19 protein-coding genes, 1 tRNA gene and 1 pseudogene are annotated in these 25,579 nt (G+C 63.7%); 9 read left to right on the top strand and 12 right to left on the bottom strand.

Annotated elements, in window-relative coordinates; all coding sequences use genetic code 11:
• Positions 1–69: 69 nt before the first annotated feature.
• The 6 genes and pseudogenes from HB777_26940 to HB777_26915 form a co-directional block, all read right to left on the bottom strand.
• Positions 70–351: a hypothetical protein gene (locus tag HB777_26940; GenBank protein QND67202.1), complete on the bottom strand. Its 282-nt coding sequence runs from the start codon at positions 349–351 to the stop codon at positions 70–72.
• A 243-nt stretch (positions 352–594) separates the two neighbouring features.
• Positions 595–1,596 carry an Ldh family oxidoreductase gene (locus HB777_26935; protein ID QND67201.1) on the bottom strand — a complete coding sequence of 334 codons (1,002 nt, stop codon included), beginning with the start codon at positions 1,594–1,596 and terminating at the stop codon, positions 595–597.
• Positions 1,597–1,767: 171 nt separating this feature from the next.
• Positions 1,768–2,577 (bottom strand): ABC transporter permease, encoded by an 810-nt coding sequence (locus HB777_26930; protein ID QND67200.1) that lies wholly within the window; start codon positions 2,575–2,577, stop codon positions 1,768–1,770.
• Positions 2,577–3,241 (bottom strand): annotated as a pseudogene (locus HB777_26925) (ABC transporter permease). The gene HB777_26930 and the pseudogene HB777_26925 overlap by 1 nt, the downstream one beginning before the upstream one ends.
• Before the next feature lie 205 nt (positions 3,242–3,446).
• Complete coding sequence (locus HB777_26920) at positions 3,447–4,247, bottom strand: transporter substrate-binding domain-containing protein (protein ID QND67199.1); 801 nt, start codon at positions 4,245–4,247, stop codon at positions 3,447–3,449.
• A 54-nt stretch (positions 4,248–4,301) separates the two neighbouring features.
• Positions 4,302–5,117 carry an ABC transporter ATP-binding protein gene (locus tag HB777_26915; GenBank protein QND67198.1) on the bottom strand — a complete coding sequence of 272 codons (816 nt, stop codon included), beginning with the start codon at positions 5,115–5,117 and terminating at the stop codon, positions 4,302–4,304.
• Between the two features lie 212 nt (positions 5,118–5,329).
• Between HB777_26915 and HB777_26910 the strand changes: the two genes are divergently transcribed.
• The 4 genes from HB777_26910 to HB777_26895 all read left to right on the top strand — a co-directional run bounded on the left by HB777_26910 (position 5,330) and on the right by HB777_26895 (position 9,317).
• Positions 5,330–6,202, top strand: coding sequence for an amidinotransferase (locus tag HB777_26910; GenBank protein QND67197.1), 873 nt, complete (start codon positions 5,330–5,332; stop codon positions 6,200–6,202).
• Entirely contained in the window at positions 6,172–6,846 is a 675-nt protein-coding gene (locus HB777_26905) for a TetR family transcriptional regulator (GenBank protein QND67196.1), read from the top strand. Before HB777_26910 ends, HB777_26905 begins: the two co-directional genes overlap by 31 nt.
• Entirely contained in the window at positions 6,843–8,420 is a 1,578-nt protein-coding gene (locus HB777_26900; GenBank protein ID QND67195.1) for a 5-guanidino-2-oxopentanoate decarboxylase, read from the top strand. The genes HB777_26905 and HB777_26900 overlap by 4 nt, the downstream gene beginning before the upstream one ends.
• Positions 8,421–8,609: 189 nt before the next feature.
• Complete coding sequence (locus HB777_26895; GenBank protein ID QND67194.1) at positions 8,610–9,317, top strand: SDR family NAD(P)-dependent oxidoreductase; 708 nt, start codon at positions 8,610–8,612, stop codon at positions 9,315–9,317.
• A 100-nt stretch (positions 9,318–9,417) separates the two neighbouring features.
• On the opposite strand, the gene HB777_26890 is transcribed toward HB777_26895, so the two are convergent.
• The 5 genes from HB777_26890 to aroA all read right to left on the bottom strand — a co-directional run bounded on the left by HB777_26890 (position 9,418) and on the right by aroA (position 15,074).
• Positions 9,418–9,717, bottom strand: a complete 300-nt coding sequence (locus tag HB777_26890) for a hypothetical protein (GenBank protein ID QND67193.1) — start codon at positions 9,715–9,717, stop codon at positions 9,418–9,420.
• 110 nt (positions 9,718–9,827) lie between these two features.
• A complete protein-coding gene (locus tag HB777_26885; protein ID QND67192.1) occupies positions 9,828–10,649 on the bottom strand; it encodes an MOSC domain-containing protein in 822 nt (273 codons plus the stop codon).
• Positions 10,650–10,881: 232 nt separating this feature from the next.
• Entirely contained in the window at positions 10,882–12,579 is a 1,698-nt protein-coding gene (gene rpsA / locus HB777_26880; GenBank protein QND67191.1) for a 30S ribosomal protein S1, read from the bottom strand.
• Positions 12,580–12,787: 208 nt separating this feature from the next.
• Positions 12,788–13,438: a (d)CMP kinase gene (locus HB777_26875; GenBank protein QND67190.1), complete on the bottom strand. Its 651-nt coding sequence runs from the start codon at positions 13,436–13,438 to the stop codon at positions 12,788–12,790.
• Positions 13,439–13,715: 277 nt separating this feature from the next.
• Positions 13,716–15,074, bottom strand: coding sequence for a 3-phosphoshikimate 1-carboxyvinyltransferase (gene aroA, locus HB777_26870; GenBank protein ID QND67189.1), 1,359 nt, complete (start codon positions 15,072–15,074; stop codon positions 13,716–13,718).
• A 206-nt stretch (positions 15,075–15,280) separates the two neighbouring features.
• Between aroA and HB777_26865 the strand changes: the two genes are divergently transcribed.
• Positions 15,281–15,670, top strand: coding sequence for a TIGR02300 family protein (locus HB777_26865; protein ID QND67188.1), 390 nt, complete (start codon positions 15,281–15,283; stop codon positions 15,668–15,670).
• A 171-nt stretch (positions 15,671–15,841) separates the two neighbouring features.
• Positions 15,842–15,917: transfer RNA gene (locus tag HB777_26860), tRNA-Ala, on the top strand.
• 116 nt (positions 15,918–16,033) lie between these two features.
• Here HB777_26860 and HB777_26855 read toward each other — a convergent pair.
• Positions 16,034–16,504 (bottom strand): hypothetical protein, encoded by a 471-nt coding sequence (locus tag HB777_26855; protein QND67187.1) that lies wholly within the window; start codon positions 16,502–16,504, stop codon positions 16,034–16,036.
• A 323-nt stretch (positions 16,505–16,827) separates the two neighbouring features.
• Here HB777_26855 and HB777_26850 point away from each other — a divergent pair, with 323 nt between their 5' ends.
• The 3 genes from HB777_26850 to HB777_26840 all read left to right on the top strand — a co-directional run bounded on the left by HB777_26850 (position 16,828) and on the right by HB777_26840 (position 25,569).
• A complete protein-coding gene (locus HB777_26850; GenBank protein QND67186.1) occupies positions 16,828–17,541 on the top strand; it encodes a 4'-phosphopantetheinyl transferase superfamily protein in 714 nt (237 codons plus the stop codon).
• Between the two features lie 98 nt (positions 17,542–17,639).
• Positions 17,640–23,915 (top strand): amino acid adenylation domain-containing protein, encoded by a 6,276-nt coding sequence (locus HB777_26845; protein ID QND67185.1) that lies wholly within the window; start codon positions 17,640–17,642, stop codon positions 23,913–23,915.
• Positions 23,908–25,569, top strand: a complete 1,662-nt coding sequence (locus tag HB777_26840) for an amino acid adenylation domain-containing protein (protein ID QND67184.1) — start codon at positions 23,908–23,910, stop codon at positions 25,567–25,569. Before HB777_26845 ends, HB777_26840 begins: the two co-directional genes overlap by 8 nt.
• Positions 25,570–25,579 lie beyond the last annotated feature (10 nt).

Raw genomic sequence — 25,579 nt, 5'->3', positions numbered from 1 at the left:
AGGCGGGGTTTTCCGGGTGACATCCATGCGAAGCCAGGGGCCGACGGAGCGGCCTGACCTGAGACGGTATCAGGAGGGCGTGAAGCAAGTACGCCCACCCCAGCCCTGAACATCCGACATGGTGCCGCCAACCTTCTTGCAGGCCGCGACGAAATCGGCGCTGCAATTGGCGAATTTTGCATGGCCGTCCTTGCAGTAATGATCCTCGGTGGCGCCGCCGCTCGGGGCGGTGATGACGCCCGGGCTGGACGGCTTGGCCGGCGCGGCCTTCAGAGAGGCTGCCTGTGTGGCACCCATGAACGAGCCGAGCAGAAGGACAGCGGTCAGCATGGTGATCTTGGTGTTGGTCATGACAATTTCCTTTGATTTGGGTTGAGTTTTCCGAGACGCAAAGGACGATCCTTTGCGTGAAACAGGCTTTCGCTTTTCGGTTTGCTGCTTCCCTCGGTGTGGATCGGGCAAGCTCGCCTTGCCCTGGACAAAGGTGGGTCGCAGCAAGGCGCGGAAAGGTTCAGCGGCGCGCAAAGAAAATCGCACCGCGCCGCGCCTCAGGCGGGCAGATCTGAGATAACTATCTGATATCTAACTGTTTATTCAGGAAGAATAGCGGGCGGCGAATTCGGAAATGCGCTGCACCACCGCCTTGGACGCGGTGATGCCGCGCGCTTGCGCCTTCTCGGCTGCTTCGGCCCGGGCACGACCAGGCACATGCACGCCGAAGCGCCGCCGCAGCCGGTCGAGCTGGTCCTTCATCCGCTGCTCGAAATCCGGATCGAGCAGCTTTGGCTCGACCGCAAGCACGAACAGCCCGGTGCCGGGGCTGTCCGGCCCACCGCTGAACCATGGCGCGTCGAGCGACCAGTTGGCGCCCGACAGGCCCGCCGCCAGCACCTCGACCATCAGCGCGATGTTGGCGCCGCGCTGGCCGCCGAAGGCAAGCATGGCGCCTTTCATGGCGGCGGCTGGATCGGTGGTCGGGTTGCCGCTGGCGTCCAGCGCCCAGCCCTCGGGGATTGTCTTGCCGTCCTCGGCCGCCTTGCGGATGTTGACGAAAGCGGTGGCGCTCGACGACTGGTCGATGACCAGCGGCGCGCCGTCGGCCGCGGGTGCGGCAAACGACATCGGGTTGGTGCAATAGACCGGCTTGACCGAGCCGGAGCCGGCAAGCACGGCCGGGCCGTTGGTGGCGGCGAACGACACCAGTCCCTGGGCCGCCAGGCGCCCGGTGAAATAGCCAAGCGCGCCACATGTATAGGCGTTCTTCTGCGAGAAGATGGCGACGCCGAACAGTTTTGCCGCCTTGGCGAGGTCGTCGATGGTGCGGTCGAAGCCGGTATGCGCCAGCCCGCCGCGCGCATCGGAGAGATAGACCGCCAGCGCCGGCCGGGTGATCACCGGGTCGGCATTGCCGTCGATGCGTCCGGCTTCCAGTGCCTCGAGATAATCGATGAAATGCGACAGTCCGACGGAGGAAAGCCCTTCTGCCTCGGCTGATATGATCGAGGCAGTGAGCGATTGCGCCGCTTCCTCATTGGCGCCGGCGCCAAGCGCCGCCATCCGGCACAGTCCTTTTGCCTGGTCGAGACTGAGTTGCATCATGGCCGTCCTAGGGGAGTAAGGGAACAGGGGAGTACGAGAGTAGGGGACAGTGGGCAGTGAATAGCGAATGGGGATGGAAATGTGAATGTGGATAGTGGCCTGATACTCCCCTACTCCCCTACTCCCCTACTCCCCTACTCCCCTACTCCCCTACTCCCCTACTCCCCTCTAACCGATCTTGTTCGGGATCCTGGCCTCTATCCTGCTGAAGGCGAAGACCAGAATGCCGGTGATCGTCATGTAGATCAGCGCCAGCAGCAGCAGGGGTTCATAGGTGAGGTAGGTGTCCTGCCGCACCTTGGACGAAACGGCGAAGATGTCGATGACGCTGATCGTCGCCACCAGCGGCGTCGACTTCAATTGCAGCACGGTCTCGCCGGTCAACGTCGGCAGCGCCCGGTAGATGGCTTGTGGCAGCCAGATGCGCCGGAACGCCTTCCAGCGGCTCATGCCGAAGGCGCGGGCAGCCTCCAGTTGTCCCTTGGGCACGCCGGCAAAGGCGCCGCGCATCACCTCGCCCTCATAGCCGGCGAAAGACAGGGTCAACGCCAGCACACCATAGGGCCAGGCTTGCCTGAGATACGGCCACATCCAGGATTCGCGGATCCACGGATATTGCGGGAACAGCGAGCCCAGGCCGTAATAGAGCAGCCACAGCTGGATCAGCAGCGGCGTGCCCCGGATCACCGTGCAGAACACCTTGGCGGGCGCGGCGAACCAGAACGAGCCGGCGGCCTGCGCCAGCCCGAGCGGCACGGCGAGCAGGAAGCCCAGCACGCAGGTGACGGCCAGGATCCACAGCGAGCGCCAGATGCCGATCAATCCCATTTCGTAATATTGCGGCAGCCAGTCCCAGCGCATGAAAAAGGCGGCCGACAGAACCAGGCCGAGTGCGATCAGGATCAGCACGATGCGGTGTGGCTGCAGCCACAGCGACGTTCGCGCGACGACGTTGATGATGGCCGCTTCGTTGGCCATCAGCGCGCCTCCTTGAGCGAAGGCATGCCGCGCCTGGACCAGGCCTCGATCCGGCCGATGATGAGATTGGAAAACAGCGACAGCAGCAGGTAGAGCACGCCCGCTGCAAAAAGAAGGTGAAATAGGCTTTGGTGACACCGGCGGCCTGCCGCGTTGCCAGCGCCAGCTCGTAGAAACCGACGACCGCCAGAAGTGCTGTGTCCTTGGTGGCGATCAGCCAGAGATTGGCGAGGCCCGGTATGGCGAAGGGCAGCATGGACGGCAAGGTGATGCGCCGTAAGAGAAGGCCGGGAGACATTCCATAGGCGCGGGCGGCTTCGATCTGGCCCTGCGGAATGGCCAGGATCGCGCCGCGTATCACCTCGGTCGAATAGGCGCCCTGGACAAAGCCGAGCACGGCGATGCCGGCGGCAAGGCCGCTGATGTCGACACGCTGATAACCCATTGCCGTCAGCGCCTGGTTGATCAGGTCGGTGCCGGCATAATAGAGCAGCAGGATCAGCACCAGTTCGGGCACCGCGCGCACGATGGTGGTGTAGACCGCCAGCAGATCGCGCACCACCGGGCCGCCATAGAGCTTGCCATAGGCGCCGCCGGTGCCAATCAACAGACCGAGGCAGGTGGCGCCCAGGGCGATCTCGATCGAATGCAGGAGCCCGACCAGAAGCGTCCCGCCCCAGCCCGGCGGGTAGGGCGAGAGGAGTTCGGCGATCCCCGCCGCCGAGGCCGAAAGAAGTGCGTCGATCAGCGTCGCCCCCGGATTGCTGGCTCTAACCGCCGACGGCTGCGCCGGCGGCAAACATGCCTGGGAAAGATCGGGCAGGAGGGCATGGCGCTGACGCCATGCCCCTCAGCTCATGCGAGGATCGTCAGTTCGACTGCGCGCCGCCGCCGCCGTAAATGTCGAAATCGAAATACTTCTTCGAGATTTCGTCATACTTGCCGTTGGCGCGGATCGCCTTGATGCCTGCGTTGATTTTGCCCTTCAGCTCGGTGTCCTCCTTGCGCACGCCGGCGCCGACGCCTGGTCCGAGCACTTCGTCGTCCGGAGCCACCATGCCCTTCAGATCGCAGCAGGCTTTGCCCTGGTCCGATTTGAGGAATTCGCCAAGCGCGATGGAATCGGCCTGCACCGCGTCGAGACGGCCGGCCGCAAGATCGTTGTTGGCTTCGTCCTGGGTCTGGTATTCCTTGATCTCGGAAGCCGTGGCGCCGAAGTGCTTCTTGGCGTAGACGGCATGCACCGTCGACACCTGAACCCCGACGACCTTGCCCTTGAGGTCGTCCGGAGCGGAGCCGAATTTCTGGTCCTTCGGGCCGATGATCGCGGTCGGGGTGTTATAGTATTTGTCCGAAAAATCGATCGTCTTCTCGCGTTCGGCGGTGATCGACATCGAGGAAACGATGAGGTCGATCTTCTTGGTCGTCAGCGCCGGAATGATGCCGTCCCAGGCAACCGGGGTGATGACGCAATCAAGCTTCTCTTCGGCGCACACCGCGTCGATGAACTCGATCTCCCAGCCGACCCATTTGCCGGAAGCGTCCGGCGAGGTGAAGGGCGGATAGGGCTCGGCGGCGACGCCGATCTTGACCGGATCGGCCTTGGCCACGCCCATGGCGGCGACGCCCAGCAGCAGCGCTGCGGCGAATGTCTTCAGAACGGTCTTCATGTCACGACTCCCAGTTTGTTGTTGGTTCCCGGTTTTCTTCCGTCCCGGCCTGTCCTAGCCGATGTTGCGGATGAACTGCTTCAGCCTTTCGGATTTGGGCGCGCCGAAGATCTGCTCGGGCGGTCCTTCTTCCTCGACCAATCCATTGTAGAGATAGACGACATGCGTCGCGACCTCGCGGGCGAACTTCATCTCGTGCGTGACCAGCACCATGGTGCGGCCTTCGCGCGCCAGGTCGCCGATCACCTTCAACACCTCGCCGACCAGCTCGGGATCGAGCGCCGAGGTCGGTTCGTCGAACAGCATGACGCGCGGATTGATGGCCAGCGCACGGGCGATCGCGGCGCGCTGCTGCTGGCCGCCCGACAGATAGGCCGGATAGACGTCGCGCTTTTCGGCCAGGCCGACGCGGGCGAGCAGCTTTTCGGCCTCTGCGATCGCCACGTCGCGCTTGATGCCAAGCACATGCACGGGAACCTCGATGACGTTCTCGATCAGCGTCATGTGGCTCCACAGGTTGAAGTTCTGGAACACCATGCCGAGCTTGGAGCGGATGCGCTCGATCTGCTTGCGGTCGGCCGGAACCGTGTGGCCATGGCTGTCGGCCTTGAGCTTGATCTCCTCGCCATTGACGCGGATGATGCCGCTCGTCGGGTTTTCAAGGCAGTTGATGCAGCGCAGCAGTGTCGATTTGCCCGAGCCTGAGCCGCCGATGATGGCGATGACCTCGCCGTCGCGCGCCGACAGCGAGACGCCCTTCAGCACATGCAGCTCACCGAATCTCTTGTGCAGGTTCTCGACATGGATGGCTTCGGCGGCGCCGTCCTGCGCCGTGCCAGATTGGACTGCGGCAGCTTCCGCCGCGCTCACGGTGTGGCCTCTATAGGGTAGGCGGCAGTTCGTCGAACGTCTATCCGGCTAATCAACATATACGCTGTACTGCCCCGCTCCAGACTTCAGCATGGACCCAACGGCGCGAGCCCGTCAATCCTGCTCATTACGGCACTTGCGAGCTTGTTGTGCAAGTGTATAAATAGCCGTCCATGAAATTTTCTCGATTTTTTCAGCGAAAAAGGGCTTCGATGAGCGCTTTCGGATCACAGTCCATGGCGGCGCCGCTGCGCCGCGTGCTGATGCGGTCGGCGGCCAACGCCATGCGCAATGCCGACAGGGCTGCCTGGCACTATGGCCCGGGATTCAATCCGGCGAAAGCTGCATCGCAGCACGCGCTCCTTGCTGAACTGGTGGCGGCTTCCGGTGCCGAAATCGAATGGATCGAGGACACGGCGGATGGACTTTCGGATTCGGTGTTCACGCACGACCCGTCGCTGATGACCGATCGCGGCGCGCTGATTCTGTCCATGGGCAAACCGTTGCGCGCCAGGGAGCCCTCGCTGCATGAGGAAACCTACCGAAGGCTGGGCATTCCAATCCTGGGCCGCGTCGACGTTCCTGGCCAGGTCGAAGGCGGTGATTGTGTATGGCTCGATGCCCGCACGCTGGTGATCGGGCGCGGTGTCCGCTCCAACCAGGAAGGCATCCAGCAGGTTTCCAACCTGCTGACGCCGCTGGGCGTTACCGTCTACGGCTTTGATCTGCCGCTGTGGCAAGGCGAAGAGGCGTGCCTGCATCTGATGTCGGTGATCAGCCCGCTGGCCGACGACCTCGCACTGGTCTATTCACCGCTTTTGCCGGCCCCGTTCTATCAGATGCTGAAGGCGCACAACATCCGGCTGGTCGAAGGCGACGCCGAAGAGTTCGCGGCTTCCAACGGCCTTAGCCTGAACGTGCTGCCGACCAGCCCACACAAGGTCATTGCCGTTGCAGGCTTTCCAAAGACCAAAGCCGCGATGGAAGCCGCCGGCTGCACGGTCGAAATCTTCGAGGCGGATGCGCTCTGCATCGCCTGCGAGGGCGGGCCGACATGCCTGACGCGACCGATCCTGCGCCAATGAATACGCCATCCCGCCGCAGGTTCCGTCGCGAGGGCGAGGAGCGGCGGCGGCAGGATCTGATCGAGGCCACTCTGGACAGCGTGGCCGAACATGGCCTGCAGGGCGCCACCTTGCGCACCATCGCATTGCGTGCCGGCGTCACCGCTGGGCTGATCCGGCACTATTTTCCCGGCAAGGAAGAATTGCTGCAGGAAGCCTATGCAGCGCTGATGGGCCGCATGACCGAGCAGGCGAAAGCGGCGTTGGTCATGGAGGATACCTCGCCTCGCCAGCGCCTTGCGGCTTTCGTCACCGCCAACCTCAATGCGCCGATCATCGATGCGCGGGTGTTTTCGCTCTGGGCAACCTTCATCGGCCGCGCCAGAGCGGATCCGACCTTGGCCCATGCCCACCGCGAAGGCTACCTTGGTTTTCGCAATGAGGTGGAAGCGGTTGTGGCTGAGGTGCTCGCCGCCGAACGGCGCAATCCGGACACAAGCCAATTGCGCCACCATGCCATCGCGATTAATGCGATCATCGACGGACTCTGGATCGAAGGTTGCCTGGCCGGCGAGATGTTCTCGCCCGGCGAATTGGCGGCGATCGGCATCAAGACTGTCGAGGCCGAACTAGGCCTCGCGCCGGAAGGGGAGGAAAACCAATGACGACACTCGGCGAAGCCCTCATTTCGCTGCTCGAAGCCCATGGCGTCGACACGGTGTTCGGCATTCCCGGCGTGCACACGGTCGAACTCTACCGTGGGCTGGCGCGCTCCAAGATCCGCCATGTCACGCCGCGTCACGAGCAGGGCGCCGGCTTCATGGCCGACGGCTATGCGCGCGCCAGCGGCAGGCCGGGTGTCGCCTTCGTCATCACCGGACCGGGGCTGACCAACACCATCACCGCCATGGGACAGGCACGCGCCGATTCGGTGCCGATGCTGGTCATATCAGGCGTCAACGCCATGCCGACGCTGGGCAAGGGGCTGGGCCATCTGCATGAACTGCCGGACCAGCGCGGCATGATGGAGAAGGTGGCGCTGTTTTCGCAGCGCGTCACCGAGGCCAGCGAATTGCCCGGTGCGCTGGCGCAGGCCTTCGCCCTGTTTTCATCGGTCAGGCCTGGTCCGGTGCATATCGAAATCCCGACCGACGTCATGGTCAAGCCGGCGGATGGCATCGCTGCCATGCTGAGCAATGTGACGCCACCCGCGCCGGAAGGTGCCGCAATTGCCAGCGCTGCCAAACTCATCGCTGCCGCGCGCCGCCCACTGATCCTGGTCGGCGGCGGCGCCAAACGCGCCGAGGCGCCATTGCGGCGTCTGGCCGAACGGCTGGGCGCGCCGGTCGTCCAGACCGCCAATGCGCGCGGTCTGCTGCATGGTCATCCGCTTTGCGTGCCGGCCAGTCCCAGCCTGAAGGCGGTGCGGGCGCTGATGGCCGACGCAGATCTGGTCATTGCCGCCGGCACCGAGTTCGGCCCGACCGACTATGACGGCTACAGCGATGGCGGCTTCGTCCTGCCCGCCAATCTGATCCGCATCGATATCGGCGCGGACCAGCTTGCCCGCCGCCCGGCGACGGTTTCGATCCAGGCCGATTGCGCCGAGGCGCTCGAAGCGCTGCTTCTGGAAACCGGCCATGTCCCGGCAAGCGAAGGCGGTTCGTCGCGCGCCGCTGCTGCACGAAAAGCAGCCTTTGCCGAACTCAATCCGACCCTGCAGGCGCAAGTGCGCGCCGTCGAGATGATCCGCGACGCTTTGCCGGGCGCACTTATCGTCGGCGATTCGACGCAACCGATCTACGCCGCAAACCTCTATTACGACCATGACCGGCCGGGCGGCTGGTTCAATGCCGCCACCGGCTTCGGCGCGCTCGGCTATGGCCCGCCGGCGGCGATCGGCGCTGCCCTTGCGGTGCCCGATGCGCCGGTCGTCTGCCTCACGGGTGACGGCGGCTTCCAGTTCACGCTGCCGGAACTGGGCGCCGCACTCGATGCCCGGGCACCGGTCATCTTCGTCGTCTGGAATAACAGAGGTTACCGCGAGATCGAAACCTCGATGCTCGACGTCGGCGTCGAGCCGGTTGGCGTATCGCCGGCGCCGCCGGATTTCTGCAAGCTGGCGCAAGCCTATGGCATCGGCGCCGAACGGCTTGCCGATATTGATGGTCTGGCGGACGCGCTGAAACGCGCGCGGGCCACCGGACTGCCGCGCGTCATCGAAATCACGGTTGACTGAATATCAGTGTCGCGTGGCTCCCGTCCCGGCTGGCATGACCCATGGCCGAGTGGTGGGCGGACGCATGCAAAGACGCGACAACTGCCATGTCGAGATTTCAATTGAGTGATGGCGCGAAAGGCGCGACGCTTCGCGTCGGCGTGGCGTAAGAAACGACCTAACGATAAAAAAATGACAGGAGCGTCCAAGATGACGGAAACACTTGAAGGCAAGCATATCGTCGTGACCGGCGGGACCGGTGCGCTCGGCGGTGCGGTTGTCGGCAAACTGCTGAGTGACGGCGCGATCTGCCATGTGCCCAATGCCCATGCCGCCGCACCAACGCATTTCCCTTTCGCCACGCATGACCGTGTCAGGCTGGTGCACAATGTCGATCTCTCGGACCCCGCCAAGGTCGAAGCGTTCTACAGCCAGGTTCCAGGCCTGTGGGGCTCGATCCACCTGGCCGGCGGCTTCACCTCGGCACCTGTGGAAAAGATCGAGTCGGCGTCCTTTGCCGAGATGATGGACACCAATGCACGCACTGCCTTCCTGTGCTGCCGCGCCGCGGTCCGCTCGATGCTGGCATCAGGCACGGCAGGCCGCATCGTCAACATCGCTGCACGAGCAGCACTGGAACCGCGCAGGGGCGCCGGTTCGGTCGCCTACGCGGCCAGCAAGGCCGCGGTGGCGGCGATGACGGTGGCGATGGCCGAGGAGCTGAAGCACAAGGGCATCCTGGTCAATGCAGTGGCGCCGTCGACGCTCGACACCCCGGCAAACCGCGCCGATATGCCGGATGCCGATGTCACCAGATGGGTCAGCCTCGAAGCTGCCGCCGAGGCCATCGCCTACCTTGCCTCGCCGGCCAACCAGGCGATGAGCGGCACGCTGGTGCCGCTTTACGGCAGGGCCTGAGGACCCGCCGCGGCGCGACCGCCGGCTTCGCCTGACACGGCGATGAAGCGGTCGCCCCGCTCGAGCATCTCGGCAGCCGTCGGCGGTGGAGTCCGGCGGCTCATTTGCAGACGAGCTTGCCAATCTGCAGCTTGAACTTGCGCGGACCCGGCATCGGCTCGGCGCTTGTGTCGTCGACGATCAGCACATCGAGCGTGCAGCCGCCGGCCCCCACCCGGTAGCGGTCGGTTCCCATATGCTCGATCGCGTCGATGGGGCGGCTTTCCAGTTTGCCGGCAAGATCGGCACTGTCCGCGATGGCTCGGATCTCGGCCTGTCGTTGCCAGTAAGGCGGCAACGCCGCCGCCGCCGCCACGGTGCCGGTCAACAGCAATGCGGCAACAAAGCCGATACGGATCATGGGGCCTCCGATCGTTTGGCTTCCAAGGGCGGCTTGTTGCCGACCTTGTCAGTCTACAGCCGAGGTCGGCCCGTTCCAAGCATGGCGGCCGCCGACGCTGGGAGCAGCGACTATGTCAGGTTCGAGCCCCCTGCTTCCATGATCTCGACCGCGTCGCCGATGGAGATCGTGCCGGCGTTGTTGGGAATCGCATTCTGGCCGAAGATGATGCCGCCCTTGGCGGAGCGATGGAGTTTGCCAAGCGTCTGCAACGGCTCGCGCGGATCCGGTTGCTCGCCACTGTGCGGATCGCGGGTGGTGATGACACAGCGCGCGCAGGGCTTTGCGATCCGCAACTCGACAGAACCGATACGGATCGTTTTCCAGCTGTCTTCGGGCCATGCGCCTTCTGCGTCGAGCACGATGTTTGGCCGAAACCGCGCCATCTCGATGGGCCTGGCAAGATGGCTGTTCAGAAGGTCCAGCGAGCCCGTGGTGGTGACCAGCAGCGGAAAGCCGTCGGCAAAGCTGACGTAGTCGCCAGGCTGGCCGAATTCCGGGTCGACCGGCCGGTTTTGCGGATCGTCCAAATAGACGAGATCGACGGGCCGGCCAAGAATCGTGGAGAGATAGGCGCCGGCGGCAGGGTCACCCGGCCGCGCAGCAACTATATCCTTCCAGATCTTGACCTGACGGAGCACGGCGTCTGGGGCTGGAGCCTCGACGGCGTGCGAACCATGCTTGTCATGCTTCAACAGGATGCCCGTGCCGCGATGGTCGACGTCGATCGTCGTCATTGCCGGTATCTGGCGAATGGTGAGGAAGTGTCCATCCTTGTCGACGACCATCCAGCGGCGGTCCCCCGCCATGCCCATGGTCTCGATGTCAGCACTCTGTACGGCATGACCGCGCAGGCTCTTGACCGGATAGCGATAGATTCCGACGACCTTCATGCGCAATGTTTCTCTGTTGCCTCGGGCATGGCGTTCCGATGTCTACCTGCAACGACGGCCCGAACTTACAGCCGCGCGTGCGCAATTGAAGGTGTTCCATCGTCTTTGTCTTGTGCCAACCCCATCGCAAGGCCACCACCTGGCTTTATCGCGCATGAAAAAACCCGCGAGCCTTGCGACCCGCGGGTTTCCTTGTTCAGGCCGCGCGCGAGGCGCGGCGGACAGCCGAAGCTTAGCTGCCCTGCTTCTTCAGCGCGGCGCCCAGGATGTCGCCCAGCGAAGCGCCGGAGTCGGTCGAGCCGTACTGAGCGACCGCTTCCTTCTCTTCGGCGATTTCCAGCGCCTTGATCGAGACCTGCAGCTTGCGGGTCTTCTTGTCGAAGGCGATGACGCGGGCGTCAACCTTCTGGCCGACGGTGAAGCGCTCGGGGCGCTGCTCGTCGCGGTCACGGCTCAGGTCGGAGCGCTTGATGAAGGTCTCGATGCCGCTGTCGACCAGCCGCACTTCCAGACCGCCATCCTTGACGCCGATGACTTCACAGGTGACGACCGCGTTCTTGCGCAGTTCGCCTGAAGTCGCCGCCTCGCCGACCGTATCCTTGGCCAGCTGCTTGATGCCGAGCGAGATGCGCTCCTTGTCGATGTCGACGTCGAGCACCTGCGCCTTGACCATGTCGCCGCGATTGTACTCTTCGATGACCTGCTCGCCCGGACGGGTCCAGTCGAGGTCGGAAAGGTGCACCATGCCGTCCACGTCGCCTTCGAGGCCGATGAACAGGCCGAACTCGGTCTTGTTCTTGACCTCGCCCTCGACCTGGCTGCCGACCGGATGGCTCGAGGCGAAAGCCTGCCACGGATTCTCGAGCGTCTGCTTGAGGCCGAGCGAGATGCGGCGCTTGGCCGGATCGACCTCGAGCACCACCACGTCGACTTCCTGGGTCGTCGACAGGATCTTGCCGGGATGCACGTTCTTCTTCGTCCACGACATTTCCGAAACGTGGATGAGACCCTCGATGCCCGGCTCCAGCTCGACGAACGCGCCGTAGTCGGTGATGTTGGTGACGGTACCCTTGATCTTCTTGCCGATCGGGAACTTGGTGCCGATCTCGGACCACGGATCGCTCTCGAGCTGCTTCATGCCGAGCGAGATGCGGTGGGTTTCCTGGTTGATGCGGATGATCTGCACCTTGACCGTCTGACCGATGTTGAGGATTTCGGTCGGATGGTTGACGCGGCGCCATGCCATGTCGGTGACATGCAGCAGACCGTCGATGCCGCCGAGGTCGACGAACGCACCGTAATCGGTGATGTTCTTGACGACGCCTTCGACAACCTGGCCTTCTTCGAGGTTCTGCACGATTTCCGAACGCTGTTCGGCGCGGCTCTCCTCGAGCACGGTACGGCGCGACACCACGATGTTGCCGCGGCGGCGATCCATCTTGAGGATCTCGAAGGGCTGCGGGTTGTGCATCAGCGGGGAGACGTCGCGGATCGGGCGGATATCGACCTGGCTGCGCGGCAGGAAGGCCACGGCGCCGTCGAGGTCGACGGTGAAGCCGCCCTTGACCTGGTTGAAGATGACGCCTTCGACGCGCTCACCCTTGGTGAACTTCTCTTCGAGACGGACCCAGCTCTCTTCACGGCGGGCCTTCTCACGGGAAAGCATCGCTTCGCCAAGCGCGTTTTCGATGCGCTCGACATAGACTTCGACGGTGTCACCAACCTTGAGGGTGGTGTCCTTGCCCTTGACGCCGAATTCCTTCAGCGGCACGCGGCCTTCGACCTTGAGGCCGACGTCGATGATGGCCATGTCCTTTTCAATGGCGGTGATGATGCCCTTGACGACCTGGCCTTCGCCGGAGTGACCGGCGGTAAAAGATTCTTCGAGCAGGCTCGCGAAATCATCGCGAGTGGGATTTGCAGCTGACATTGTTTCTCCTGGAGTGCCCCGCATCTAGAAGCGGGACGGGCGCCGTGGGTTAGCGTTGCGTTGGCCTGCCGGCGTTCCGGGCTACAAAAGCCCTGGGCCGCTCTTTAAGCGGCAATTCCGGCGCATGAAGAATGCTGGCAGGCTGGTTCGTGCCCGATATGGGTATTTTCTTCGCCTCCGACAATCGGAACACGAGGGAAAACCCGGATCAGGCCTTGTCTCTCTTGGCCAGCACGTCGTCTATGATCGCCATGGCTGCAAGAAACGCGGCTTCTATAGCCATTTCGCTGGTATCAAGCAAGTGCGCGTCGGTCGCCGGCTTCAAAGGTGAGTCCGCACGGCCCATGTCGCGCTCGTCGCGGCGCACGATATCGGCGAGAATCTCGGTGAAATCAGCGGTCCCGCCGATGCTCTCGATCTCGGCCAGCCGCCGCCGTGCCCGCACCTCGGCGCTCGCCGTCACATAGAGTTTGATGTCGGCGTCGGGACAGACGACGGTGCCGATGTCGCGCCCGTCGAGCACCGCACCCGGCGGCGTCTTGGCGAAGTCGCGCTGTTTTTCGACGAGGATGCGCCGCACTGTCGCGTACACGGCGACCTTCGAGGCTGCCTCGCCGACCGCATGCGCTGACAAGACCGTCCGGTCGAGCTTCGCCAGATTGACCTGGCGGGCAGCGGTCTCGGCGGCCGAGACATTGTCGAGCGGCAGCGCGTGCTGGATGAGCGCATAGGCAACGGCGCGATAGGTGAGGCCTGTGTCGAGAAGGTTCAACCGGTAGTGGTCGGCCAACCTGCGGGCAAGGGTGCCCTTGCCGGCGCCGGCGGGGCCGTCGATGGCGATGGTGAAGACGTGTGTCATGTGCAGGCCACCAAAACCGGGATCGAGAAGCCCAACGAACCAGGCAGACGTAGCGATCCTTTGCGCCCCCCTCTGTCCTGCCGGACATCTCCCCCACGAGGGGGAGATTGGCAGTTTCGACATCGGCGCATTTTCTTCGACGTTGAAAATTGGCGAAAGCCGTCCCGACATCCGATCTCCCCCCTCGTGGGGGAGATGCCCGGCAGGGCAGAGGGGGGCGCCGTCCCGCAGACATTCCAGTCCGGCCCCAGTCTCCACGCCCAATCATTGCCATCGACTAGCCAATCTCCGCGCCCAGGCCCGTCATCAGGCCCATGAATTCCGGAAAGCTCGTCGCGATCATCGCCTGATCGTCGATGGTGACAGGCTTTTCCGTCGCCAGCCCCATGACCAGAAAACTCATGGCGATGCGGTGGTCGAGATGGGTCTGCACGGTGGTGTCCTGGCCGTTGGGATGACCGCCAAGGCCCTTGCCGCCTGGTTTGCCGCGCACGGCGAGCGAGGCCTCGCCTTCGGTGCAGTCGACGCCGTTGAGCTTTAGCCCGTTGGCGACGGCCGACAGCCGGTCGGATTCCTTCACGCGCAGCTCCTCCAGCCCCTGCATCAGCGTTTCACCCTCGGCGAAGCTGGCAGCGACCGCGAGCACAGGGTACTCATCGATCATCGACGGCGCCCGCTCGGGCGGCACGATGACGCCTTTCAGTTCGGAGTAACGCACGCGCAGATCGGCGACATCCTCACCGCCGGCATTGCGCGGGTTCAGGATGTCGATCTTGCCGCCCATCTCCTGCAACGTCAAAAGCAGGCCGGTGCGGGTCGGGTTCATCAACACGTTTTCGATTGTGATGTCCGAACCCGGCACGATCAGTGCGGCCACCAGCGGGAAGCCGGCCGAGGAGGGGTCGCCCGGCACGGCGATCGTCTGGCCGGTCAGCTTGCCCTGGCCTTCGATGAAGATGTGGCGCACGCCGCGCTCGTCGGTCTCGACCGACAAATTGGCGCCGAATCCTTTCAGCATCTTTTCGGTGTGGTCGCGCGTCATCACGGGTTCGATGACGGTGGTGATGCCGGGCGTGTTCAGCCCGGCGAGCAGCACCGCCGATTTCACCTGCGCCGAGGCCATCGGCACGCGATAGGTGATCGGGGCTGCATGCTTTGGTCCATGCAGTGTGATCGGCATGCGGTCGCCCGGCGTCGCCTTCAGCACTTGCACGCCCATCTGGCGCAAGGGTTCGAGGACGCGACCCATCGGCCGGCCGGATAGCGAGGCGTCGCCGATGAAGGTCGTTTCCATGTCATAGGTGCCGACAAGGCCCATGGTGAGGCGCGAGCCGGTGCCGGCATTGCCGAAATCGAGCGGGCCTTCCGGCTGCAGCAACGCGCCGTTGCCGGTGCCGCGGATCACCCACTCAGCGCCGCGTTTTTCTATATGTGCGCCCATTGCCTTCATGGCCGCACCCGTGCGCATCACGTCCTCGCCTTCGAGCAGGCCGGTGATACGGGTCTCGCCGGAGGCGAGGCCGCCAAACATGAAGGAACGGTGCGAGATCGACTTGTCGCCCGGCACGCGAGCGGTGCCGGAAAGGGCTGGGGATCGGCGGGCGGTGGCCGGCTTGGGGGCGGCGGCGTGAGACATGGAATTTCCCTGGACGGAATGCCGGCGGGCCGGCGCTTTTCATTTGTTGCGGCGGTCTCGTATCACGGCGGGCCGAAATGGTCATCCCCATGGTCGTCACTTGACGCGAGGCCTTTCAATGCATGGTTTTGTGACGCCGGCTTTTCGCTTTGACAGCGCTGCAAACTGTGGTTAAGGGGACCACTCTTTTATTGACGAGGCTTGCCGTGGCAAAAACCGAACTTGGCACAAAACGCATCGACCCGGAGACGGGCCGAAAATTCTACGACCTGAACAAGGACCCGATCGTCTCGCCCTACACCGGCAAGACCTATCCGCGTTCCTATTTCGAGGAAGGCAAGATTGCCGCTCTCGAGGAGGAAGAGGAAGTGGCCGAGAAGGAAGTGGACGCCGAGGAGGAAGAGGGCGTTGAGGTCGTCTCGCTCGAAGAGGCGGACGAGGACGTCAAGGCCGATGATCTTCCCGATCTCGGCGATGACGAGGACGATGTCGACCTCGGCGACGACGAGGATGACACTTTCCTTGCCGACGAAGAGGAAGAAGACGACGACGTCGCCGACATGATCGGCGTCGGCGACGACGACGACGAGGTCTGATCGGCCTTGAAAGCGGGCGTTTGCGGGCTTTCGAGGCCTGTGAAGAAAAAGCGGCTCTCGAAGGCTTGATATCTGAGAAAGGCGGGGTTAGAAGCCGCCTGCACTAACGGCGCGGTCTCCAACCCGCGCCGGATCTCTTCGCCGGAAACGGCGCCGGTGACTGCCGGAAGTGGGGCCATAGCTCAGTTGGGAGAGCGCTTGAATGGCATTCAAGAGGTCGTCGGTTCGATCCCGATTGGCTCCACCAGTTTTCATCTAACATTTTCAGATAGTTAGATGACCACCTGAGTTGGTCTAGCTTGCTGACGCCTCGGGGACCGCCAAGGTAGCCGCGAGACGCCGTTTCGACACGCGGGCCATGACTTAGATAAACGCGTTGATAGACATAAGTCCCATCATGAAGAACCCCAACCCGGTAAGAGCTCCGCAAAGGGAGAGCAGGAAAGTAAACGTCGCCCACAGATGCCACCGCCGCGACGCAGCGGTCTCGACAAGATAGGGCGGGTCCTGGGTCCTTTCCCTGGCCAGTCCTTCGTCTGCGTAGCCGCGATTGGATAGGAAGGCCACGACTGTTGCGAGTACCGTCACAAAGGCGCCGAGCGCGAACCAGCGGAGCGATGCAACCATGCTGGTCAGCAAATGCTGCTGTGCTTCGGGTACGTTCTCCTTGGCGAATGTGTTCGCAAGAAATCCCAATAAAGCGATGCATGCCCCGCCATTAAGCAACAGCAGCGCCTGGAACGACTGCTTGGCAAACTGAATACCGGCGTCCGTCTGTCGTTCGTAGCGTTCATGGGCCCTATCGTGAGCAATCTTCGCCTTGCTATCGGCCACGGCTTGTCCCCCAATCACCACAACTATCTTAAGTCGATCAGCAAGCTCATTGGCGACGCCGGGTCAATTACCGCTGTGGTTCGGCGCCTGCCAAGGTAGCCCGCGCAAAGTTCGTCTGCTTTCGGGATGACACGCGCAGTGGGCGCAATGAACTTGAAATGTTTCGACTTTTCAACCCTGCGCCAGTCGTAAATTTACAAATGGATTGATCAAGCTTCCGACCGAGAGACGTTGCCACTTCCTTGTGTTTAGTGTGCGATCGCCATCGGCACGAAGGAGCGGGCGAGTGTCTAGTCGTTACTAAATTTTTCCGGAGCAAAGGAATGGCATTGCCTGTTGAGCCGGAACTCCGCGACGATCGTTCGTCAGTCCAGCTGGTGGCAGCTGTCCGGCGGTTGGTTGGCCACGGCCTCGTCATCGAGGGCGGCGATCTCACACCAGCCGATCGCGACCTGTTGCTCGAGGAAGAACTTTCGCTGGGCAATGTCGTGCCGGCACGACGCCGTGAATTTCGCGCGGGACGCTTCTACGCACGGCAGGCGTTGCAGGGCCTTGGCGCGGGCGGCAGCGTCATCCCGATCGGGGACAATCGTGCGCCGCTATGGCCGACAGGCGTTGTCGGTTCCATCTCTCATACCCGAAGCCTGTGCGTCGTCGCCGTCGGATCATCCACCGAATTCCTCGGCGTCGGCATCGACATCGAGGAGGATTCTCCCCTTTCGTACGAACTGGCGCGATTGGTGTCCAACGCTGCCGAACTAGAGGGGCGGGAAGAGATTGAAAGGCGTCTGGGCTGCGACCTGCCAAAGCTTCTGTTCGTGATCAAGGAAGCGTTCTACAAAATGTATTCCCCGCTTACCGGCCGGTTTTTGGCGTTTCACGATGTTCGCGTCGAACTGGATGTGGAAAAACACGCCGCCAGGGCCCGGATCGTTCCATCAAAGCGCCTGGCGGCGATCGACAGCCGCTGTTTTGAGGGTCGCTTCGGCAGCAGCGGCGGAACCCTGTTTTCATGTTTTGAGCTCTCCGCGCGTTGACAGCCGCGCCGCCAGCAAGCACTCAGGGAACCGGGCACAGGCTATTTGGGTTGAACGGTGGGTATTTCTGATCGACGTCGATCCCGGATCGGGATCTGATGGGCACGATACGTGACCATGTGGACCGGCATGCCGGATACAATTCGCAGACGGTGGCCCTTCTGGCCGCGGGACGGCCAGCGCTTACCTTTGAAGGGCTGGCTGCCCAGATCCGCCATGTCGGCGAAGCGCTGGCGCTGCAGGGCATCGGCCTGTCCGACCGTGTCGCCTTGCTGCTGCCCGAGGGTGCGGAAGCCGCGGTAGCGATCGTGGCCGTCGCAGCCAATGCGGCGTGCACTCCCTTGAACCCCGCATGGCCGGCGCGGGAACTTGAATCGCAGCTGGACGCGCTGCGCGCCACGGCGCTGATCGTGCCGCATGGCTGGCAATCGCCGCTGCTTGCTGTGGCGGCCTCACTCGATATCCGCGTCCTGCAACTGCTTGCCGAGCCGGGTGCGGCGGCCGGGCGCTTTTTGCTGACAGGTGCCGGCGCGACGCATCGCGATGATCGGCACATGGCCTCACAACGGGATGCCGCAACGCCGGACGATACCGCGCTGCTGCTGTTCACCTCGGGCACGTCGGCGCGGCCCAAGCTGGTACCGCTGACCCATCGAAACCTCTGCGTTTCGGCGCAGGATATCTGCGCGGCACTGGATCTGCGGCACACCGACCGCTGTCTGGGCGTGATGCCGCTGTTCCATATCCATGGCATCAGCAGCCTTTTGGCGTCGCTGGTTTCAGGGAGTTGCTACGTCAGCCTGGCGGGCTTTTCCGCCGACGGCTTTTTCAGCGGCCTCGAAGAATTCAGACCGACTTGGTATTCGGCCTCGCCCGCCATCCATCGCACGATCCTCGACCAGATCCGTCTTTGCCGGGGAGACCCGCGGGCGGCCGGGCTGCGCTTCATTCGTTCGGCTTCGGCGCCAATGCCATCCCAATGGATCGCGGATATCGAAGGCGTGTTCGGCGTACCGTTCGTCGAGGCCTACGGGATGACCGAGGCGGCGCCGCAAATTGCCAGCAACGGCCTGCCGCCGTTCGAACGCAAGCGTGGCTCCGTCGGCAGGTCCGCAGGCCCGCGGATCGCCATCATGGATCAAGCCGGACGTCTCCTGATGCCGGACGAGAGAGGCGAAATTGTCATTCGTGGCGCCAATGTCATGCCCGGCTACGATGGCGATCCCGCTGCCAATCAGGCGGCTTTCGTCGATGGCTGGCTGCGGACAGGAGACAGGGGCCATCTCGACGCAGACGGCTATCTGTTCGTCTCCGGCCGCCTGGCGGACACCATCAATCGCGGCGGCGAAAAGATCGCACCGGCGCTGGTGGAGCAAGTCCTGCTCGACCATCCCGGCATCGAACAGGCGGTCGTCTTCGGCATCCCCCATCCGGTGCTTGGCGAGACTATCGCCGCAGCGGTCGTTCCCAGGCCGGGGAAAGTGCTGTCGACGCAGCAGATCCGCGGCTTTGTCGCCGAGCGGCTGGCGCGCTCCAAGGTGCCGCAACGGATCGTGCTGGTGGATGAGGTCCCGGTCGATGCCGGCGGCAAGATCAATCGCAAGTATCTGGCTCTGGCGCTGAACCTGCAAGAACAGGACGGTCAACCTGTTCCGCCGCAGGCTGGCAAGGTGGTTGCGCGAACCGCGATCGAGCGCCGGGTAGCGGCGGTCTTTGCCGAGGTTCTCGGAACCGATCCGCCCGGCATCGATGACGACTTCTTCGACCTTGGCGGTCATTCGCTGACCGCAATGCAGGTTCTCGTCCGGCTGCATGCCACATTCGAGATCACATTGCCGGTCGATTGCATGTTTGACTGCCCGACCGTGGCCCGGCTTTCCCAGCGCATCGGCGAGGAGATGGCCAACCTCGTCGCGGATGGCCTGGCGCGGCTCGAGCGGGGATCGGCCTCCGGGCAGGCAACGACACGCATTCCTCGCCGACAGGAGGCTGTGCCTGCGCCGCTTTCCTCAGCCCAGCAGCGCGTTTTTTTCCTCGACCGGATGGGCGCCGGCAGCGCTTACACCATGTCGGCCTCGCTGTGGTTGAGAGGCGCGCTTGATGAGCGTGCGCTGGCCTTGGCGCTCGATGAGATTCGCCGACGCCACGACATCTTGCGCACGACCTTTCACCTGCGCGACGGCGACCCTGTACAGGTCGTTTCCGGATTTCAGGAAACCGGGCTGGTGACGATCGACCTGGCCGGCCACGAGGCGGATGCGCGAACCGCCGAGGCCATGCGCATCGCCACGCAGGAAAGTGCTGAACCGTTCGATCTGGCGCAAGGTCCGTTGTTTCGCGTCAGCCTGGTTCAGCTGGCCGAGCAGGACCATGCCTTGCTGCTGACGATGCACCACATCATCTGCGATGGCTGGTCGGTGGGTGTGCTGCATGACGAGCTGAAGCAGCTCTACGAAGCTTTCCATGACAACCGGGCGTCGCCGCTCGCGGAGCTGCCGCTGCAGTTCGGAGACTTCGCCGCCTGGCAGCAACGCAGCCTCGAGACGGCGGAGATCGAACGCCAGACCGCATACTGGGTCCGGCAACTCAAGGACCCGCCGCCGATCTGCACGCTGCCCACGGATCGGCCCCGCCCGGCGGTCCAGTCCCATCGCGGTGGCACGGTGCAGGTCGAGATCGATCGGCAAACGACGGATCGCCTGAAGCTCCTCGGCCGAAGCCAGGACGCGACAATGTTCATGGTCTTTCTGGCGGCCTTCAAGACATTGCTGTTCCGATACAACGGGCAGGATGATTGCGTCGTCGGCATGCCGATCGCCAATCGCCCGAGGAAGGAACTGGAGCCGCTCATCGGCTTCTTCGCCAACACGCTGGTTTTGCGCACGACGCTGGGCGGCGACCCGTCCTTCGTCGAATTGCTCGGTCGCATCCGCTCGACGGCGCTCGACGCCTACGCGCATCAGGATGTCGCCGTCGAACGCATCGTCGATCAGCTGAAGGTCGCGCGCGATCCCGGCCACACGCCCCTGTTCCAGGTGATGTTCGCGTTCCAGAACGTCCCGGATCATCTGGCGGGACCGTCTTTCGATTTCGCGCCGGATCTTGCGGCACAGAAGCTGCCCATCGACAGGGCGATGGCGAAATTCGACCTCACTTTGTACCTGTCGGAAACCCCGGACGGGATGGCTGCGACCTGGCAATTCAACGCCGATCTCCATGAGCAGGCCGCCATCGATCGGCTGGCCCGGCAGTTCCAGGCCTTGCTCGAAGGCATAGCAAGCGATCCCGCGCAAACGCTTTCGCAATTGCCGCTGTTGCCCGAGGTTGATCGTCGCCAGATCGAGACCGACTGGAACCGCACGCAAGCCGGAGAACTGCTGGGGCAGGACTATGTCCAGCTGTTTGAGGCACAGGTCGAGCGGACGCCTGATTCTGTCGCCGTGCTGGACCGGGACCAGCGGCTCACCTATCGCGAGCTGAATGAACGGGCCAACCGCTTCGCACGCTATTTCAGCAGTTGCGGCGTCACCAGCGAGACATTGACTGCGGTCTGCCTGCCAAGGTCGGCCGAGGTGCTGGCGGTGTTGCTCGGCGTGTGGAAGGCGGGCGGCGCGTTTCTGCCGCTTGACCCCGACTACCCGCCCGATCGCATTGCCTTCATGCTGGCCGATGCGGGTGCGGCACTGCTCATCACCGAGACGTCGCTGTTGCCGAAATTCGGCGCCGCGTTTCAGCCGGGGGCATCAGGCCAACCTGCCGCGGGGCGGGCCATTTGCATCGACGCCTGCCGGTCGTCCGTCGCGGAGCAGGATCCAGGCAATCCGGGCGTCGTCGCTGCACCCGATGCGCTCGCCTACGTCATCTATACGTCGGGCTCCACGGGCCGGCCCAAGGGCGCGATGATCACGCAGGCGAATGTCGGCCACTATGCGCAGGCGATGGTCCGCGCCGTCGGGCTCGAACCGGACGACACCTGGCTGCACACCGCCTCGTTTTCGTTTTCCTCGTCGATACGCCAGTTTGCCGTTCCCTTGTCGTGCGGTGCGGCGGTTTCGATCGCCTCTGCCGAGGAAATCAGCGACCCGCATCTGCTGTTCGAGACGGTGCGCCGCCAGTGCGTGTCGGTGGTCGATCTCGTCCCGTCCTTTTCGGCCGGCTGCCTGCATGTGCTGATGTCGCTCGATCCATCCGTGCGCCAGGGACTGCTCGACAATCGGGTGCGGCTGATGTTGTGGGCCAGCGAGCCCCTGCCGGGCGCCCTGGTCGAAAAATGGCGGCGTCTCTGCAGGCCGGCGACGGAATTCATCAACATGTTTGGCCAGACCGAGACGACGGGAATCGTGACCGTCCATCCCATTCCGGTCGAGGCCGGCACGACGGGGATGATCCCGATCGGCCGGCCGATCGCCAATACGCAGGCCTATGTCTTGGACACGTCCCGTCGTCCGGTTCCGGTCGGCATCAGCGGCGAGCTTTATGTCGGCGGCGCCGGTGTCGGCCGCGGCTACATCAATCACTCCGGAGCCAGCAACCTCGTGCCGAACCCGTTCAGCACGGGCGAGCGGCTGCAGCGAACCGGCGATCTGGCACGCTACCTGCCCGACGGGACGATCGAAATTGTCGGGCGTGCCGACGAACAGATCAAGATCAACGGCTTCCGCATCGAACCGGGTGAGATCGAGGCTGCACTCCACGCGCATCCGGAGGTGCGCGAATGTCTCGTCCGAATTGTCGAGGATGCCCTCGAAGATGACGATATCGGCAATCGCAAACGCCTGGTCGCCTTCGTTGCGGTGAATGTCCCGCATGATGCGGAAACGCTGGCTCTGTCGCGGCGGCTGCGCGATTTTCTGCGGCGGCTGCTGCCGCAATACATGCTGCCTCAACGCATCGTCATCCTGGATCGCTTGCCGCGCACGCCAAACGGCAAGATCGACCGGCGGGCTCTGCTTGCCAGCCAGCCGCAAGCCGCGACGCAGTCAATTGCCGGCATAGCTCCCCTGGGCCAGGCCGCGTTGCATGGCGTGGCGCCAACGGAGGCCGAGACGATCCTGGCGGTGGTTTGGAAGAAGGTCCTGAGGCTGGAGGAGGTTGGCCTGCACGACAACTTCTTCGACCTCGGCGGCAATTCCCTGCTCAGCATCAACATCGTCGTCGAAGCAGGCAAGGCCGGCCTGGCCATCGATTTGCGTCAGCTCTACCAGCACCAGACGATCGCCGATCTGGCGCGCGCTGCCTCCCAGGCGCGGCCTGGGCAAACCGTTGCGGCTGCCCCGGTGGACGCGGCGAAAGTTCCGGTGACGATCGAAAGCCTCCGTGCCTATGGCCGCGAAGCGCTGACGCGGGCCGGACTGAGCGCGCAGGGTGCGGCGATCGTCACCGAAGTGCAGCTCGAGGCAAGCCTGCGCGGACAACCGACGCACGACATTGTCAGCATTCCCCGCTACGCCACGCGGATTGCCTCGGGCAAGATCAATCCGCACCCGCAAATCCGCATCGAGCATGACAGCGCCACCATCGCCGGCATCGATGGCGACAACGGCCCCGGCCAGTGGGTCAGCACGGTGGCAATGGACCTCGCCATCGAAAAGGCGGGCAGGCATGGCGTCGGCATTGTCGGTGTCCGCCGCTCCAACCATTTCGGCGCCGCCGGCCACTATGTCTGGCAGGCGGCACGGAAAGGGCTGATCGGTCTGTGCACCACCAATGGACCGCTGATCCTGGCGCCGACCGGCGGCGTTACGCCGACTTTCGGCAACAACCCGCTCGGCGTCGGCATTCCGGCAGGGCGGCATTTTCCCATCCTTCTCGACGTCGCCATGAGCGTTGCGCCGCGCGGCAAGATCGGCCTGTCGGTCGCCGAAGGCAGTCCGTTGCCGGCGGGCTGGATTCTGGACCGACTCGGGCGGCCTTCGACAGACCTTAGCGATCTCGCATCCGGGCTCGGCGTACCGATCGGCGGACACAAGGGCTATGGCCTGGCCATGGTGATGGAAGTGCTCGCCGGCGTGCTCACAGGCGCCGGTTTTGGCAGCGACCACCATCAGGACAGGTTGCGCGAAGGCTCCCACACGCCGGATTACGGCCATTTCTTCATGGCGCTCGATCCCGAGCGGTTCATGCCCTTGGCCGACTTCACCGAACGCGTCGATCGTCTCATCGAGCAGACCAAAAATGGCGAACACGCCGAAAACGCCACCGAAATCCTCATCCCGGGCGAAATGGAATTGCGCACCCGGCAAGAGAGCCTGAGCCAAGGCGTGCGGCTGAGGTCATCGACCTACAAGGTACTCCTCGCCTACGCCCGCAAGGCCGGGTTCGATGCCGGACTGGAGATCGTGGGAGAAAACCAGTTTGCCGAAAGCCATGGCTGAGCTGCCGACGTTCGATCGAAGCGAGCTGGACGGGAGCATTCCGGCGCGTTTCGGCAAAGTGGTGCACAGCTTCGGCTCGCACGTGGCGATCGGTGGCGGCGACCGGCCATGGACCTATGACGAGGTCGACCGGCGGACCAATCAACTGGCCCGGGCGATCCTCGAGCGCAAGCAGCCCGGGAACGGATGCGTCGCCTATCTTGTCGACCATTCGCCCGAGATGGTGATATGCGCGCTGGCCGTGCTCAAGGCGGCGAAGGCGTTCCTGTGCGTCCATCCGGCTATGCCGCTCAAAGCGCAACGTGACATCATCGGCGATGCCGTCCCGGACCTGCTGCTGACCGACGCGGCCCACGCAGCAGCAGCGCGTGACCTTGTCGGCGATGAAAGCCGGCTTCTGCTGCTGGAAGACATCGACGCGCGGTACTCCGCCGATGCGCTGCATGTTTCGGTCGAGCCAAGCGACCCGGCGGCGATCTTCTACACGTCGGGAAGCACCGGGCGGCCGAAGGGTGTGGTCAAAAGCCATCGCACCGTGCTGCACAGGGCCTGGCTTTGTGCCGGGTATGACGGGTTGGCCCCCACCGACCGGCAGTCTCTTCTGACCTATTGCAGTTTCGCCTCATCGGAGGCGGATGTTTTCGGCGCGCTGCTGAATGGGGCCACGCTGGAACTCTACGATGCCGCATCGCGTGGCCTCGGCGAACTCGGCGCGTGGATCGACGAGCGTCGCATCACGCTGCTGCACCCGCCCGTGATGCTGTTTCGCAAATATCTGGAGATGATCGACGGCGACGGCCTGCATCCCTCGGTCCGGCTGGTGGCGCTGGCAGGCCAGACGGTCATTGCCTCCGATATCGAACTATGGCGCCGCCGCTTCGCCCCGTCCTGCGGCTTGCGTCACCGTTTCTCTTCCACCGAGGCCGGCCATATCGCCGTGGCATCGGTGGCTCCGGGCGAGACACCTGGATCAGGCACGGTGCCGGCGCCTCGACCCGTCGCCGACAAGTTTCTCCTGGTCGTCGATGAGGACGGGCAACCGGCCGAACCGGGCGGCGTCGGCGAGCTCGTCGTGCGCAGTGCCTTTTTGGCCGAAGGCTATTGGCGCCAGCCTTCCGAAACGGCGAAATATTTTCGCGATGCCCCAGGTTTCCCCGACCAGCGCCTGTTTCACACCGGCGACCTCGGGCGGCTGTCGAGCGATGGCAGTCTTGAATTTCTCGGGCGCCGCGACGACCAGGTCAAGATTCGCGGCTATCGCGTCGAGACGCGGGAAGTCGAGCAGGCTTTGCTGCAGCTTCCAATGGTGGATGAAGCCGTCGTCATCACCGAGCTCCGCCAGGATGCGCACTCGCTTGCCGCCTTCGTCGTGATGAAGCAGGGAGCCTTGTTCCGGGCTGACGCACTAAGAGCCGGCTTGGGGGCCATCTTGCCGCCGTGGAAAATTCCAGGCCGAATCCATGCGATGGAGTCTTTGCCGCTGACGCCAACCGGCAAGATCGACAGGCCACGCCTCCAGCAAGTCCTGCAGGCACGTAACGGCTCCGTCGAAAACAGTCAGGTTGCGCAGTCGCCCGACGAGAACATGACGGTGCCGACCGCCAAACGGATCAGGAACTGGAAGCGGCTGTTTACCCGGACCGGTAACCGGTGAAGGGCGAGCG

Source organism: Mesorhizobium loti (genome assembly GCA_014189435.1).
Classification (GTDB): Bacteria; Pseudomonadota; Alphaproteobacteria; order Rhizobiales; family Rhizobiaceae; genus Mesorhizobium; species Mesorhizobium loti_G.
The sequence above is the reverse complement of the archived record's forward strand: the minus strand, read 5'-3'. Positions and strand labels throughout refer to the sequence as shown.